Genomic DNA, 13,414 nt, shown 5'->3' with positions numbered 1-13,414 from the left:
TTTTATGCGGCTATATTCCTTGTCCTTTAACGAGATCGAGGAGTTCTTTTACAAGCTCGCCGAGTTTAAGGACGTGCTCAAGGACAGCGGCCTGCTTACTTTCACTCCGGAACTGCAGAAGGACATCCCAGAAGTGAGCGAGGGGACAGTCAGGGTAAAGCATGCTTTCCCCATCTTCCAGAAGGGTGGCGTGGTCATGGACGTGACTAACGTTGAGCAGGCGAAGATAGCTGAGGAGGCCGGGGCAACTGCGGTAATGGTACTGGACAAGTTGCCCTACGACGTTAGGAAAGCGGGAGGTGTGGCGAGGATGGCGGACCCAAAGGTAATAGAGGAGGTAATGAACTCCATTACGATACCCGTAATGGCCAAGGTGAGGATAGGCCACTACTACGAGGCTAAGGTTCTTGAGGCCCTTGGCGTGGACATGATAGACGAGAGCGAGGTCTTGACTCCCGCAGATGAGGAGCACCACATCAACAAGTGGGAGTTCAAGGTTCCCTTTGTCAACGGGGCGAGGAACTTGGGGGAGGCCTTGAGGAGGATTACAGAGGGGACGTCGATGATAAGGACAAAAGGCGAGCCCGGGACAGGAAACGTAAGCGAAGCAGTAAAGCACATGAAGCTCATGAACAGCGAGATAAAGAGCCTAGTTTTCATGGAGGAGGAAGACAGGGTGAAAAAGGCCAGAGAGTACCAGGTACCTTATCAGCTTGTGGAGTTAGTAGCTAAACTAAGGAGGTTGCCCATAGTCAACTTCGCCGCCGGAGGGATAGCTACGCCAGCAGATGCTGCGCTGATGATGTGGTTGGGCTCAGACGGTATCTTTGTTGGGTCGGGGATATTCAAGAGCCAAGACCACCTGGAAAGGGCTAAGGCAGTAGTCCTTGCTACCGCTAACTGGGAGTACCCTGAGATAGTCCTTGAGGCGCAGAAGATGATAAGCGAGCAGAAGTCGATGATGGGGATTGACATAAAGACGCTCAAGCCAGAGGAACTACTGCAGGTGAGGGGACTGTGAAGGTAGGAGTTATAGCCTACCAGGGGAGCTTCGAGGAGCACGTCCTCCAGCTGAAGAGGGCCATGGACGCGCTGTCGATCCAAGGGGAGGTAGTCAAAGTAAAGAAGCCGTCTGAGCTGTCCCAAGTCGACGGGGTAATAATCCCAGGGGGAGAGAGCACTACCATTGGCATAGTTGCCCAGAAGTTAGGCGTACTCGACATGTTAAAGGAAAAGGTATCTCAAGGACTTCCGGTCATGGGTACTTGCGCTGGGGCAATTATGTTGGCCAAAGAAGTGACAGACGCGAAGGTCGGGAAGAAGTCCCAACCCCTACTCGGCGTAATGGACGCTACAATGGTGAGGAACTATTACGGGAGACAGAGGGAGAGCTTCGAGGCAGTCCTGGACTTCTCGGTCATTGGAGGAGGCAAGGCGAAGGTAGTTTTCATTAGAGCTCCAGCAATAACTAAGGTGTGGGGAAGGACAAAGGAGTTACTGTCGTTCGGCGAGAGCAAAGTAATGGTTCAAGAGGACAACATGCTCGCTACCACGTTCCATCCGGAGCTCTCAGGGACTACAGCGGTACACGAGTACTTCTTGTCCACGATAAAGAAATAGTTTTTTAACGCTCTTCTCAAAAAATTAAGTAATAGTGGGGAAAGAACTTTTGTCCGTAAAAGAATTATTGCCAGATAAAAGCGCGTTACTTCACGGCGTGTCAAGGTACATAGAAAAGAACCTCATCTACGGTAACGTGCTTATCCATAGGGCCCTCCTGGAGGAACTAGAGAGGGAGACTAGGGAAGGGATAGTGAGCGGAGAGCTCTCCCTAGACGAGGTAAACAGGCTAAAGGAGCTCTCGGAGAAGTACTTATTCTCATTCGAAATCGTGGGGGAAAGTCGCGGTAAAGACGTGAACGAGCAACTGAGGGAGTACTGTCAGAACAGGGAATGTGCAGTGGTGACTGCAGACGAGCTACAGAAGAGGATATGCGAATTCTTGGGCATTGAGACCGTTTACTTGGGCGGGGAGATGCAGGAGCTCTCAATAGAGAAGTTCTTCGACGACCAGACCATGAGCGTACACTTGAAAGAAGACACTTTGCCCAAAGCCAAGAAGGGAGTCCCTGGAAACTGGAAGTTTGTTACCCTTTCCAGCGAAGTCACTGACGCGAACCACCTCAAGAGGCTCGTCTACGAGATAATGAACGCAATAAAGAACGTTAAGGGATCCTTCATAGAGATAGAGAGAAGGGGGTCGACGATAATCCAGCTCGGCAACTACAGGATTGTGATCACTAGGCCCCCGTTGAGCGACGGTTGGGAAATAACAATAACTCGTCCAGTAACGAGGAAGAAGCTCGAGGATTACGACCTCGACCCCAAGCTACTCCAGAGACTAAAGGAGAGGGCCGAGGGGATCCTCATTGCCGGTTCCCCCGGAATGGGGAAGACGACCTTTGCCCAGGCCCTATCGGAGTACTACATGAGGCTGGGCAAGGTCGTGAAGACCATTGAGTCCCCCAGGGACATGCACCTGCCCCCAGAGATAACCCAGTACTCGAAGAACTACGCTGAGATAGGGGAGCTCCACGACATCCTACTCTTGAGCAGGCCAGACTACACTGTTTACGATGAGATGAGGAACGACGAGGACTTCAAGCTCTACATAGACCTCAGACTCGCGGGGATCGGTATGATAGGCGTAGTTCACGCCACAACGCCAATAGACGCCATCCACAGGTTCCTTAATAGAGTCGACCTGGGTACTATTCCAAATATCTTGGACACCGTCGTGTTCATAAACAACGGGGCAGTTGCCAAGGTCTACAGCTTAGAGATGTCAGTTAAGGTGCCATCTGGAATGAAAGAGGCGGATCTCGCTAGGCCAGTGGTCGAGATAAAGGACTTCCTGACAGATAGCGTGGAGTACGAGATCTACGTGTTCGGAGAACAAGCTATGATAGTGCCTGTGGGCAAGATCTCTAGGGAGAGCGCTGAGTCGAGGATCGAGAGGGCGGTCAAGGAGGCCCTCCCTGGCGCTACCGTGAAGTACGAGAACGGTGAGTACGTAGTGAGCATTCCAAAGTCCCAGATATCAAAGTTCAACAGGAAAGTGAACTCCAAGCTAAAGAAGCTAGAAAAGAGAATGGGGACTAGGATAAGGATAAGGCTCGAGGACGAGAACGGCTCAGAAGAATGAGTCCAACGTCTTGCTTATTTTGGCCTCTACGTACCTAGTGAGGCCGTCTATGTCTAGTCCTTCCTCTATGAGCTCTTCGTCGACTACGTAGTTACCTCCCTCTGTCCTCTTTACCTTTGAGAACGGGACGAACTTGAGTAGCCTAGGTAACTTGACCCCTATAAAGAGCTCGCCACCGCTCTTCCTTGCGAACTCCGCTATGCCCTCAGCTTGTTCCCTCGTTATGTACACTTTCCCCTGTTTCCTGCTCTTCATCTCTATGAGGACAATCTGTCCAAGTTTTAGCGCTATGATGTCTGGGGCCGGGTCTTTCCTCTTGCTTCCGCTAGCCGGTGCCCTAACCACCGCAAAACCCCTGTCCCTCAAAAGGGACAAAACTTGTCTTTCTACGTTACTACCCTTAGCCTTTCTTGAATTCACAAGTAGTTTTATAAAAATTAGGATTTAGGCTTTCCTCTCTCTATCATTTCCCTAAGCTGGTTGCCTATTTTCTCCTCCAAGCTGTTCTGTACGTCCTGTAGAGCTTGTTTAATTGTTGGGCTACCCCTGTTGTACTCCTCTATCCACTCTTCAGCGAACTTCCCACTTCTCACCTTTTCCGCTGCCTCCCTCATCCTCCTCTTCACGTTTTCGTTAATCACGTACTTGCCTACCGTTATTCCTCCGTACTTTGCGGTGTCCGAGACTGCCTTTAGCATCCCGTAGAATCCCTTGTCGTGGATTATGTCAACTATCATCTTCATTTCGTTAATGGTCTCGAAATAGGCCACCTCAGGTTGATAACCCATTTCCACGAGGGTCTGGAAAGCCGATCTCATCAGCTCCATTATTCCTCCTACTAGATCTACTTGTTCCCCTATTAGGTCAGTCTCTGTCTCCTCCTTAAACGTGGTCTCTATTACTCCTGGCCTCGTGGCCCCAATTCCCTTAGCGATGCCAAGTGCCTTTTCTAGGGCCTTCCCAGAGTAGTTCTGGTGGACTGCCACCAGGGCTGGAACTCCTCCACCGTGGACGAAGTACTCCCTCACCGTGGGGCCAGGGCCCTTTGGGGCCACCATGTACACGTCGACAGTCTTCGGAGGTTCAATTAACTTGTAGTGTATGTTGAAGCCGTGGGCGAACACTAGGTCCATCCCTTCCCTCAAGTGGGGCTGGACCCTTTCCCTGTACACGTACCTCTGGACCATATCTGGCACTAGGAAAATCACTATGTCTGACTGCTTTACCGCGTTCTCGGTCAGAACTGGCTTGAAGCCGTCTGTCTCTGCCTGTTTCCACGAGTTGCCCTGCCTTTCGAGCCCTACTACCACGTCTAGGCCCGAGTCCCTCAAGTTGAGGGCCCATGCCCTCCCTTGGCTCCCGTAGCCTAGCACGGCTATTCTCTTTCCCTTTATGGGATCGAAACTTGCATCCTTTTCAGTGTATATTTTCGCCAACTACCTCACCCCAACTGTAACTTGTAACCTTAGAGAACACGGGTACATAAACTGCCATGGTGTACTTGCCCTCCTTTACTATTTCTCCTTTTTCGTTGAACTTGTATTCCACGAGCCTGGCGTCCTCGAGCACCTCCACCTTCTCCACGTCTACGGTCTTGCTCAAGTTTAGTATGGCGATGTAGGTGTTCTTGTTGTCCCTTACTCCCATGTATATCTCGTAGAGGCCGTCGTCTGAGGCCTTTCTAACGTTCATCCAGTCTATGTCCACCCACAGCTTCCTGAACGCCGATACGACCTTCTCCAGGATGGAGGAGTCCCTGTAGTAGACTGTTACTCTAAGCACCTTTTCTTGGGTCACGTACGATCACCTGTTTTAACCTTCCACCCGGAGGTAATGTGGGTAAGGCTAGTTCTTCCTTATCTATTGGGACTCTAATTACAGCTGGCATGTCCTCCTTAATCGCGGTCTTTATGGATTTCTCTAGCTCTTCGTAACTGGTCGCGTTGAAGCCCAAGGCTCCGAAAGCCTCGGCGTACTTCACGAAGTCTGGAGATGGACCATAGTCTACTCCTACTATCCTTTTGCTCTGGAACAAGTCTTGTACCTGCCTTACTAGGCCTAGGGTCCTGTTGTCAAATATGACGGATATTACGGGGATGTGCTCGTCAACTGCAGTAGCTAAGTTGTTTCCGGTCATCATGAAGGAGCCGTCACCGTCTAGGTCTACTACAACCTTGTCTGGTCTAGCTAGCTTAGCTCCCATGGCAGCCGGTAGACCAAAGCCCATGGTGCCCATTCCCGTAGAGGAGATGAAAGTCCTGGGCTCCAGGACTTCCCAGAACACCTCAGACCACATCTGGTGCTGGCCCACTCCAGTAGTGACTATGGAGTCCCTAGGTATGGCGTTCCTGATCGTCTTAAGTACCTTCCACGGCTTCATTTTGTTTGGTTCATCGTGGTAGTAGAACTGGGCGTAGTACTCCTTTAGTTCCTTAACCCTCTTCTGCCACGCAGTGTGGTCCTTTTTGCTTCCAAGCTTCGCTACTGCGTCGATTAGCTCCATCAGTATTATCTTGGCGTCTCCTGGCAGGGCTACGTCAACCTTAATGGCTCTCTCGGCGTCCGTGGGGTCTACGTTGACCATGATGAACTTCTTCCTCGTCTCCACCAGTTCGTCGTAAGAGGTGACAGTCCTGTCGCTGAACCTGGCCCCTACTACCAGCATCACGTCTGATTCTAGGGCGGCCATCGACGCTTCAGCCCTTCCGTAGTAGCCCATGGGACCTACGTACAGTGGATGGTCGTGAGGTATAGCGGACTTACCAGGAAGGGTAGAAATTATTGGCGAACCCAATAGCTCAGCTAACTTGAGAACCTCTGGCGTTGCTCCTGACCACATCACTCCCGTTCCCGCCAAGATTATTGGTTTTTCAGCGTTCAACAGCAGCTCAGCTGCCTTCTTTATTTTCACGGGGTCTATCACCGTCTTGAAGGGCTTGTATCCCCGCACTAAGGGCTTCTCTGGCCACTCTATGTCCTCAACTTTCTCCAACTGTACATCCCTTGGTATGTCTATTAACACGGGCCCTGGCCTGCCCGTTGTGGCTATGTAGAAAGCGTTCTTTACCCACTGGGGTATCTCGTGGATGTCCTTTACTTGCACCACGTACTTGGCTATGTCCTTAAAGATGCCAGGGTTATCGGATTCTTGGAACGCCATCTTTCCTATTACAGACCTCACTACCTGCCCAGTTATCCCTATTATGGGGGAGCTGTCCCAGTACGCTGTGATAAATCCTGTGACCAAGTTAGTTGCTCCGGGCCCAGAAGTGGCCGTGCATACTCCTGGAACGCCGGACGCCCTCGCATAACCGTCAGCGGCGTGGGCAGCAGCCTGTTCATGCCTCATTAACACGTGTCTTATTTCCCCGTTTTGGATGTCGTAAAAGAGCTCGTCGTAGAAGGGCATGTTCCACAGTCCTGGTATTCCAAACACTACCTTTACTCCTTCTCTTTTTAGAGAATCAACTAAGATTCTCGCACCGCTAGGCACCTTGATCACCTGTCGAGAATAATATACGCAAGCCCATTACTTTTGGCGAAGTTGTTCCTTGACTTAGAACTAGATTTTTTGGAAAAGTTATTCGACTTGGAGGGTATAGCCACCCATCATCCTTTCCACTTCAAATAAAGTGCCAATTACCATTTTTAAGCTTTGTTATGGGAATGTAAATCACTGAATACAGAATGTCTAAAATTTTTAAAGGATATAACGTTTTTAAAGTTGATAACTTTTTACTCAATTAACTTCAAGATTTCAGAGTGAGATGATATGTCCCTCCACATCTCCACGCACTTCACCCTCCCGACGTAGAGCCAGACGTTGCCAAAGTGTGCCCTCCTGTCGTCTACGAATACCACGTCCTCTGGCTTGGTGTAAATTCCCCTCCTCCTGAGCTCCGAAAGTATCTCGTTTATCATGACAAACTTGTAGGGGAAGTCCCTTGCTACCACAACGTCAAAGTACCTCCTCAAGTCCAGGATCTCGAGTATCCTCTCGGCCTTTTCCGGGAAGTTCCACGTGGCCATGGCAATTGTCAAGTTCCTCCTCTTTAGCTCCTCTAACGTACTCCTTACGTCCGGAAACACCCTTAACTTCCTCCCCTCCGCGTCCTCAATTTCGTCCCTGTTTATCACCTTTATGGGCTCTTGAAACTCGGAGATGTTGTAGTGGTCCCAGAGGGTCTTGTCCGCGTCGTATATTACTACTTTGACCTTCATCTACTTCTCTGTGGTGGAAGACTGAAATAAATTATTTTGCCTTCGTGGTAATCCCTTATCACCGCCTTGGCGGCCTCCTCTATGTTGGGCTCTTTGTCCTTCTTGTATATCCACCCCCTCTTCAGTGCTATCTTGGCGAGGAGGTCGTAGGGGTTCCTGTACTCTCCGTAAACCTCCTCTAGGGACTTCCTGTCGAAACCTTCTATCCTCTTAATGAGGAGGACGGCAGCCTTCACGGGATCCTCCATTTCGTCCACCGAGTACCCCCTGATTATCCTCTCCACAGGATCGCCCTCAGGCGGTATGACGCCTGGGGTGTCCCACGCGTAGATCTTGCTGTCTATTTTGAAGAGCTGTGGGGCCTTGGTGTAACCTATCTCCATGGGATGAGCTGAGGTGGAGGCAGAGTGCCTGCCCTTCAACGCGTTAATGATGGAGGATTTCCCTGTCTTGGGGTAGCCTACGAAGCAGACAATTCCCTCCTTTCCCAAAAGGAGCTGTTTTATCTCCCTCCTCAGCACCATGGTACCCATGTGCCCTGTTGCCGACAAGTACACGACCCTAAGGCCTTGGCTTGCGAAGTACTCCTTCCACTTCTCCGACACGTCCCTTGGGACTAGGTCCCCCTTGTTAATTGCAAGCAGTAGCTTCTTCCCCTTCTCCTTGGAGAACCCCTCTATCGTCTTTGATCTAGTAAGCTCTGGCTCTCTGGCGTCGAGCACCTCTACGACCACGTTAGACTTGCTTATGATCGAGAAGACCTTTCTCAACATTTATTTTATTTTCCTGCCATCGGTTTATATTATATGCCAATTGGAGAACTATTGACCTTTGACGAGGGAGACTTTGAGGGCACAATTGACTACTCCTCGTCATTAAGGGCAGTAAAGCTAGGAGCGGAAAACAAGGAGGCGGGGTTCAACTTTTTCGCGGAAAACGAGCCCCATAAAAGCTACATTGTAGTGGGAACTGAGACCAACAATAGACTAGTGAAGTGGAGGCTCTGGATCAACAACTTTTCGTTAACGAGGGAGTTCAAGCCAAACTACTTAGTCGAGTACGACGGAAAGGTATACGCCATCCACGTGTTCGACGTGACCCACTTGGTAAAACAGGGCAAGAACGAGTTCGTGGTGACGTCAATTTCGCTGGAGCCCTTAGTGGTGAACTTTGTAAGTAGCGTCCTCATGTACAACGTACCGCACTTTCACACAAGGTTCTCAGCAATGGCCGGGACCTTAATACTGAGGCCGTCAGAGTCAATATCCTTCAAGAACGTCGAGAGAGGCTACATACTCTTGAAGAACCCAAACCGGTCCTCGTTAAAGGTATACGGTGACAGCTCCCTTATAGCAGAGGTAAGCAACAGCAAGGACGCGGAAGAGATCGAGACCAACGAGAACAGGGTAATAAGCGTAGTCCACGACAGTAGGCCTTCCCAGCCCAAGTGCCCCGCCTTCGTTTACCTTTACTACACTGCAAAGACCGAGTCGCCGAGCATAGACCTGCAAGTAGACGGGAAGGTCAGCAACCAGAGGCTTTTCCTGAGCATAGAGAACGGGAGCGAGATCCAGCTCGATAAGGTTCTAGTGAACGTGATGGTAAACGGGATCACGGTTCACTTTAGGTCTTTTGGAGAGGTAAAGAGCAAGTCCAGGATAGACTACGAAGTACTCCTCCCGAAGAAGGGAAACGTCAACGTCAGGGTTGTAGGAGTAAAGGCAGGCCTAAGGAAAATGATTGACAAGGAGATCGAGTGGAACGGCCCCTAGGGCAAAGGCCACTATGCCAATGAAGGCCGATCCCTTCAAGTACGCCCTTGCCTTTCCTCCTCCTTCGATGGTCTTTGGCTGAAGTAGAGACTTAAGCGTTACGTACCAGAACGGCACCATAAGGATTAGGTAGATAACGTTGAACCCCAGGAAGTAGGGTAGGGGTGAAGTTATCAGTACGACGAGTAGGAGGGCCCTAGCCACGTCCCACGCCCTCTCTACTCCTAGAGTTGTAGCCAAGGTTCTAACACCATATGCCTTGTCCCCAACGTAGTCCTCTATCCCCTTCACTATCTCCCTTGCCAAGGTGAGGAGAAAGGAATAGGTGGTTGGTATGAAAACCAGGACGGCCCAGTTCCCTTGATAGTACGCTAGCCCCCCGTAAAATAAGGACAGGGCAGTTGTCAGCGCTACGACTAGGTTGCCAGGTAACCCTGTCCTCTTTAGCGACTTGGCGTACCAGTAGAGCAAAATGGACGTGACCGCCGACACTAGCGCCTGTATGTATCCCAAGGCTATGGAAATCGCAGTTCCAAAAGCGAAGCCAGAGTAAGCCAAGACTGTAGCGTTCCTCAAGGACACCTGCCCGGAGGGGATGGGCCTGTCTGGCTTGTTTATTTTGTCTATCTCCACGTCAAACACGTCGTTTATGACGTAACCTCCCATGGCTACGAGGGCCACCACGAGCGTGGAGAGCAAGAGCCTCTCCGGGAGGAGGTGCCAGTGGGAGGCTACAACGTAGCCGGCGAAGTCTCCTATAGACGCCCCAACGACGTTGTGGATTCTAATTAGCTTGAGGTAAGGATTCACGATAACGTTAAAGGAACAAAGGTAAATAAATCTAGATATGGACAGCGACTTAGAGAAGGCTAAGAAGTACTTCGAGGCAAACGTGTCAGTGGGGGAGATACTGGCTGTTAGGGAGCTTAAGGGCTTGGGGATAAGGGAGCCAGAAAAGGTAATCGCTAAGCTAATTGAGCTGGGAGTAATAGAGAAGGGAGAGGGTTGCTACAACTTAGTGAGGAACTCTCAGAAGAAGTGAGTGGAAGTCGAACTCGGAGCCCACGTTTAACGTCTTTCTGTCGAACAGCTTTGCCAGCCCAAGGGAGTACTTCCACGTCTTCTCTAGAAACGACGTGAGCCTGTACTGCAGGGATATCTCCCTGGAGAGCTGGTTGAACTTCTCCTCGTACTTAGGGGTGAGAACCACTTGGGACAGTTCCGCAATGGAAAATATTCCTCCTCCAGTAAAGGTCTTAATTAGTCCCGTGCAGTCGCCCACCCCGTTTCTCACGTACCTAGGCTTGACTCTGGGTATTGCCCCGCCGTGTATCCCCAAGACCCTCTTCTCGAGCTTCGGCACGAACTGCTCTACGCTTGAGTATCCGAGGCTCCCTGCTAAGGTCTTTTCCGGCAAAGGAACCACCCAAGAGAAACCGCCGGGGTTCCTATCGTCAATGAACACCGTTATTTCCTCCGCGTCTACGGGCTCGTATTCGTACTCTATTGCCCTTACCCACTTTGCCTTTCCCTTCCACCCGGACGCGTCAATTACCTCGCCCTTGAACCTCTCTCCGTTAGCTACTACCTCCCCTTCTCCCACGACTTCCGCGTTGACTGGCCTCCTCACCTTTAGCTCGTTGGAGAGCCAAGTTTCAAGTTTCTCCCTGTTAAGCCTTACCACGTTTACGTTAAAGTACACGTGGTACTTGCCGTTCACGACCACGTGTATAGACCTAAACTCCCTGTCAACGAACTCCTTGCTAATGCCTAGCTTTAGGAAAGTCCCGTAACTTATGATCCCAGTGCACTTCTTTCCAGGAAAACGCCTCCTGTCAAAAACTATTGGGTCTCTGTCCCTCAGCCTGTAGCCCGTAATTAGCCCCGCTATCCCTCCTCCTACTATCAGAACTCCGATGACCTATCAGCCTCTTTCATGGTATACCTCTTTGCCTTTAGCTCGGAGACAATGTACTCGAAAGCCCTCTTTGGATCCGTGTGGGCACCGCAGGAGTAGACGTCCACGGTAGCAAACTTGTACTCGGGCCAGGTATGAATGGTTATGTGGCTCTCCAGCACTATTGCGACCACGCTTACCCCCTCCCCTATCTTCCACGACCTGATGTCTAGAAGCGTCATGTTCCCTTCCTTGGCAGCGTTGGTGACTATTGCCTTTAGCCTCTCAGTGTCCTTGAGTACCTCCTCATCGCAGTCGTACAAGCTCCCGTAAACTTGCTTTCCGACAACTTTTGGCGAATAGTTTAGCCTTACCCCCATCATGTGAAACCCCCCTTATATACCCCCTCTATCTAATTGTATTTAAATTTATCCTAGAGGCAACGTCTTCCTTTTATCTCTTTTAAAAATGATTTGAGGGCTAAACGACACTTCGCCCTATCTACGAAGGACTAAAGTCCTTCCGTAAATTAAGTTTTTAACGTTTTGTTCCACAATAACATCTGATCTAACTTGGCGATTCGGCGGATTGTTCTTGACGTGCTAAAGCCCATCAAGGGCTCCAGCATCATTGACCTAGCCAGCAAGCTTACCTCCCTGGATGGAGTGGACGGAGTCAACATCATGGTCACCGACATGGACGTGGAGACAATGGGGTTAAGCATAGTAGTGGAGGGAGATAACATAGACTTCTACGAAGTTAAGAAGACGCTGGAGGAAGAGGGGTGTGCAATACACAGTATCGACGAAGTAGCAGGGGGTAAAAGACTAATTGAGGGGAGAAAAGTAAAGTGATCTGCAACGTATGCAAGTCCAGGGAAGCTGTAATTTATCAGCCCCACACTGGGAGGAACCTCTGCAAGGAGTGCTTTATAAGCGACGTTAGGGAGAGAGTCAAAAGGGAAGCTGAAAAGCAGGGGATAACTAGGGCCAATAAGGTTCTCCTGGCGGTTTCCGGCGGTAAGGATAGCCTCACACTTGCAGACGCCCTAGCCTCCTTTGTGGATCCAAAGAGGCTGATAGCGTTCAACATAGTTGAGGGAATTCAAGGTTACAACAGGGAGGACCAAGCTAAGAAGCTAAACAAGTACTTGTCAGACCTAGGGATAGAGCTCATATCCACGTCGTTTAAGGCTGAGGTTGGCTACACCCTCGACGAGATGGTCTCGTCGGCGAAGGGAAAGGGCCTTAACGTCTCTGCCTGCACCTTCTGTGGGGGATTCAGGAGGAAGTTGATAAACAACGCTGGGAGGGAGGTCAGGGCAGACCTGGTTGCCACTGGACACAACCTAGACGACGAGGCCCAGACCATTGTGATAAACCTCTTGAGGGGTGACGTTAAGAGGATAATAAGGGTGGGCGACGTCCCCGTGAAGCTCAGCGACAAGTTCGTGTTAAGGGTGAAGCCCCTGAGGAAGGTTTACGAGTGGGAGACCACCATGTACGCCTATTACAAAGGCTTCGAGTTCCAAGAAGTGGAGTGCCCCTACATTTCTTCCCGCCCGACCTTGAGGGCAAGGGTAAGGGACCTCCTTTACGCCCTAGAGGTCATGAGGCCAGGGAGTCTGCTCAACATAGTGGAGGAGTTCGACAGGGTAGCAGAGGAGTTCAGGCAGAGGACGGAGATGAAGGAACTGCCGAGCTGTAAGATCTGCGGCGAGCCCACCAGTTACGGGAGGGAGATATGCAAGAACTGCGAGCTTTTAATAAAGTCGGGGCTCTTGAACTACCAGAACTTGCCTATGTCGTAGTACTCCTCTTGTACCCCTTTCCTCTTGTTTGCAACTACTGCCATGGAGAAGATCAAGGAGGAGAGGCGGTTCAAGTACACTATCACCCACTTGTTGAACTCGACCTCCTTCGAGTACTTCACTGCGTTCCTCTCCACCCTCCTCACAACCGCCCTCGCAACGTGTAGCGCTGAGGCCTCCTCCGATCCCCCCGGTATCACGAAGAGTTTCACGGGCCCACTCTCCTTCCTGTAGTAGACAGTCCTTTCCTCCAACCACTTGACCGAGTTCTCGTTCACTAGCCCCTTCCCTGTGGACACTTCCTCGCCTAACACAAATAGGTCCCTCTGCACCCTTTTCAAGTCGTTCCTCATGTCGTCCCAAGTCAACTTGGAAACGGCAAGTCCTATAAAGGAGTTCGCCTCATCTATGTCCCCTAGGAATTTGACCAAAGGGGAATCCTTGCCTATTCTCTTGTTCCTAAGGTTAGTTTCTCCGTTGTCTCCGGTCTTCGTGAACATTAATAAGCT

The 13,414-nt window shown here is 50.6% G+C and carries 17 protein-coding genes; 7 read left to right on the top strand and 10 right to left on the bottom strand.

Annotated elements, in window-relative coordinates; all coding sequences use genetic code 11:
* Window positions 1–4 precede the first annotated feature (4 nt).
* Genes pdxS through MPF33_04065 form a run of 3 tightly spaced genes read left to right on the top strand, consistent with a single transcriptional unit; the run spans window position 5 to window position 3,205 of the window.
* On the top strand, window positions 5–1,021 hold the full coding sequence (gene pdxS / locus MPF33_04075; protein MCI2414420.1) for a pyridoxal 5'-phosphate synthase lyase subunit PdxS: 1,017 nt from the start codon (window positions 5–7) through the stop codon (window positions 1,019–1,021).
* Window positions 1,018–1,620 (top strand): pyridoxal 5'-phosphate synthase glutaminase subunit PdxT, encoded by a 603-nt coding sequence (pdxT, locus tag MPF33_04070; GenBank protein ID MCI2414419.1) that lies wholly within the window; start codon window positions 1,018–1,020, stop codon window positions 1,618–1,620. Before pdxS ends, pdxT begins: the two co-directional genes overlap by 4 nt.
* Window positions 1,621–1,654: 34 nt before the next feature.
* Complete coding sequence (locus MPF33_04065; protein ID MCI2414418.1) at window positions 1,655–3,205, top strand: PINc/VapC family ATPase; 1,551 nt, start codon at window positions 1,655–1,657, stop codon at window positions 3,203–3,205.
* Here MPF33_04065 and MPF33_04060 read toward each other — a convergent pair.
* The 6 genes from MPF33_04060 to MPF33_04035 form a co-directional block, all read right to left on the bottom strand.
* The gene (locus MPF33_04060) at window positions 3,194–3,625 is read right to left on the bottom strand and encodes an endonuclease (GenBank protein ID MCI2414417.1); all 432 of its coding nucleotides are present in this window, start codon (window positions 3,623–3,625) and stop codon (window positions 3,194–3,196) included. The genes MPF33_04065 and MPF33_04060 overlap by 12 nt on opposite strands.
* Window positions 3,626–3,642: 17 nt before the next feature.
* Entirely contained in the window at window positions 3,643–4,641 is a 999-nt protein-coding gene (gene ilvC / locus MPF33_04055; protein MCI2414416.1) for a ketol-acid reductoisomerase, read from the bottom strand.
* Window positions 4,622–5,002, bottom strand: a complete 381-nt coding sequence (locus tag MPF33_04050; protein MCI2414415.1) for an ACT domain-containing protein — start codon at window positions 5,000–5,002, stop codon at window positions 4,622–4,624. Before MPF33_04050 ends, ilvC begins: the two co-directional genes overlap by 20 nt.
* The gene (locus MPF33_04045; GenBank protein ID MCI2414414.1) at window positions 4,980–6,698 is read right to left on the bottom strand and encodes an acetolactate synthase large subunit; all 1,719 of its coding nucleotides are present in this window, start codon (window positions 6,696–6,698) and stop codon (window positions 4,980–4,982) included. The genes MPF33_04050 and MPF33_04045 overlap by 23 nt, the downstream gene beginning before the upstream one ends.
* 242 nt (window positions 6,699–6,940) lie before the next feature.
* Window positions 6,941–7,426, bottom strand: a complete 486-nt coding sequence (locus tag MPF33_04040; GenBank protein MCI2414413.1) for a magnesium-dependent phosphatase-1 — start codon at window positions 7,424–7,426, stop codon at window positions 6,941–6,943.
* Window positions 7,423–8,199 (bottom strand): 50S ribosome-binding GTPase, encoded by a 777-nt coding sequence (locus MPF33_04035; protein ID MCI2414412.1) that lies wholly within the window; start codon window positions 8,197–8,199, stop codon window positions 7,423–7,425. The genes MPF33_04040 and MPF33_04035 overlap by 4 nt, the downstream gene beginning before the upstream one ends.
* A gap of 33 nt (window positions 8,200–8,232) precedes the next feature.
* On the opposite strand from MPF33_04035, the gene MPF33_04030 reads away from it, so the two are divergent.
* On the top strand, window positions 8,233–9,198 hold the full coding sequence (locus tag MPF33_04030) for a hypothetical protein (protein MCI2414411.1): 966 nt from the start codon (window positions 8,233–8,235) through the stop codon (window positions 9,196–9,198).
* On the opposite strand, the gene MPF33_04025 is transcribed toward MPF33_04030, so the two are convergent.
* The gene (locus tag MPF33_04025) at window positions 9,154–10,008 is read right to left on the bottom strand and encodes a UbiA family prenyltransferase (GenBank protein ID MCI2414410.1); all 855 of its coding nucleotides are present in this window, start codon (window positions 10,006–10,008) and stop codon (window positions 9,154–9,156) included. The two genes, MPF33_04030 and MPF33_04025, sit on opposite strands and share 45 nt — an antisense overlap.
* Before the next feature lie 37 nt (window positions 10,009–10,045).
* Here MPF33_04025 and MPF33_04020 point away from each other — a divergent pair, with 37 nt between their 5' ends.
* Window positions 10,046–10,240, top strand: a complete 195-nt coding sequence (locus MPF33_04020; protein ID MCI2414409.1) for a hypothetical protein — start codon at window positions 10,046–10,048, stop codon at window positions 10,238–10,240.
* Here MPF33_04020 and MPF33_04015 read toward each other — a convergent pair.
* Window positions 10,214–11,077, bottom strand: a complete 864-nt coding sequence (locus MPF33_04015; protein ID MCI2414408.1) for an NAD(P)/FAD-dependent oxidoreductase — start codon at window positions 11,075–11,077, stop codon at window positions 10,214–10,216. The genes MPF33_04020 and MPF33_04015 overlap by 27 nt on opposite strands.
* Window positions 11,078–11,103: 26 nt before the next feature.
* Entirely contained in the window at window positions 11,104–11,478 is a 375-nt protein-coding gene (gene speD / locus MPF33_04010; GenBank protein ID MCI2414407.1) for an adenosylmethionine decarboxylase, read from the bottom strand.
* 189 nt (window positions 11,479–11,667) lie between these two features.
* On the opposite strand from speD, the gene MPF33_04005 reads away from it, so the two are divergent.
* Together MPF33_04005 and MPF33_04000 are read left to right on the top strand one after the other, a co-directional pair.
* Window positions 11,668–11,949 (top strand): DUF211 domain-containing protein, encoded by a 282-nt coding sequence (locus tag MPF33_04005; protein ID MCI2414406.1) that lies wholly within the window; start codon window positions 11,668–11,670, stop codon window positions 11,947–11,949.
* Window positions 11,946–12,905, top strand: a complete 960-nt coding sequence (locus MPF33_04000; GenBank protein MCI2414405.1) for a TIGR00269 family protein — start codon at window positions 11,946–11,948, stop codon at window positions 12,903–12,905. The genes MPF33_04005 and MPF33_04000 overlap by 4 nt, the downstream gene beginning before the upstream one ends.
* Here MPF33_04000 and MPF33_03995 read toward each other — a convergent pair.
* Window positions 12,881–13,405 (bottom strand): cob(I)yrinic acid a,c-diamide adenosyltransferase, encoded by a 525-nt coding sequence (locus MPF33_03995; GenBank protein ID MCI2414404.1) that lies wholly within the window; start codon window positions 13,403–13,405, stop codon window positions 12,881–12,883. The two genes, MPF33_04000 and MPF33_03995, sit on opposite strands and share 25 nt — an antisense overlap.
* Between the last annotated feature and the right edge of the window lie 9 nt (window positions 13,406–13,414).

The sequence above is a fragment of the Candidatus Aramenus sp. CH1 genome (genome assembly GCA_022678445.1).
Lineage (GTDB): Archaea > Thermoproteota > Thermoprotei_A > Sulfolobales > Sulfolobaceae > Aramenus.
Note: the sequence above shows the minus strand (reverse complement) of the source record. Positions and strands in the feature narration are given on the sequence as shown.

Excerpts from the sequence above, each read along its gene's own strand:
- speD (MCI2414407.1), bottom strand. The coding sequence starts at position 11,478 with ATGATGGGGGTAAGGCTAAACTATTCGCCAAAAGTTGTCGGAAAGCAA.
- MPF33_04030 (MCI2414411.1), top strand. The coding sequence starts at position 8,233 with ATGCCAATTGGAGAACTATTGACCTTTGACGAGGGAGACTTTGAGGGC.
- pdxS (MCI2414420.1), top strand. The coding sequence starts at position 5 with ATGCGGCTATATTCCTTGTCCTTTAACGAGATCGAGGAGTTCTTTTAC.
- MPF33_03995 (MCI2414404.1), bottom strand. The coding sequence starts at position 13,405 with ATGTTCACGAAGACCGGAGACAACGGAGAAACTAACCTTAGGAACAAG.
- MPF33_04020 (MCI2414409.1), top strand. The coding sequence starts at position 10,046 with ATGGACAGCGACTTAGAGAAGGCTAAGAAGTACTTCGAGGCAAACGTG.
- MPF33_04040 (MCI2414413.1), bottom strand. The coding sequence starts at position 7,426 with ATGAAGGTCAAAGTAGTAATATACGACGCGGACAAGACCCTCTGGGAC.
- MPF33_04035 (MCI2414412.1), bottom strand. The coding sequence starts at position 8,199 with ATGTTGAGAAAGGTCTTCTCGATCATAAGCAAGTCTAACGTGGTCGTA.